Genomic DNA, 699 nt, shown 5'->3' with positions numbered 1-699 from the left:
GGGGCTGGGTCCTTCTCAGATTCTGGCTTCGTTACTCGCTCGTCACAGACCGCTGTGGGTATGCTCCTCTCTCGTGCCTCGCCAGAATGTTAGAATTCCTCCAGCAAAACCCGGATTGATTTTTCCACGGTCCCTGAGGGCAGGACGGCATCCGAAAACGGGGAAACATTCAGTTGCCAAGTGCGGCCGAACTTGTTAACACCAACGCGTCTTCAGGAAGCGGGTGTGGTTCAATGGTAGAATGTGAGCTTCCCAAGCTTGAGACGAGGGTTCGATTCCCTTCACCCGCTCCAAGTTGATTATCAAGGATTTGTGAAAATCATGCTAACGTGGGCTGCTAACAAATCCCTAGATTTCAATGAGGTTCCAGGATGTTCAAGGACGTAGGGGCGGGGGGGCACGCGAGCATGGAGGCTGAGATTCGGTCGACGGGTTTTTCAAACCAAAAAAACTATCCAAACTCGCATCACCTATGAGGCTTAAACCTTGGAGAGCGTATTACCTGATTGCCCTCGTGGTTTCTGGTTTGTTGGTCGGCCTCCTTCCCATCTTGCAGGCGGAGGAGCAATACTTCAGCACTGTCACCTCGAAAGGAGTTTCTAGCCCAGACCGTGTTGGCAGTACCACGAACACAATAGAACTTCTAGCCGGCCAAACCTTCATGATGGTTCAGGCATCCCAAGCGGGCCTCCCGAAAGA

Annotated in this window: 1 protein-coding gene and 1 tRNA gene; both read left to right on the top strand. The window is 52.4% G+C overall.

The window, feature by feature from the left end; all coding sequences use genetic code 11:
- The first annotated feature begins 219 nt into the window (after nt 1-219).
- Nucleotides 220-293 (top strand) — tRNA-Gly (locus JNK54_10775).
- 179 nt (nt 294-472) lie between these two features.
- On the top strand, nt 473-699 hold a 227-nt coding region (locus JNK54_10770; GenBank protein ID MBL8024741.1), incomplete at its 3' end, for a hypothetical protein.

The sequence above is a fragment of the Elusimicrobiota bacterium genome, from assembly GCA_016788905.1.
Classification (GTDB): Bacteria; Elusimicrobiota; Elusimicrobia; order FEN-1173; family FEN-1173; genus JADKHR01.
The sequence above is the reverse complement of the archived record's forward strand: the minus strand, read 5'-3'. Positions and strand labels throughout refer to the sequence as shown.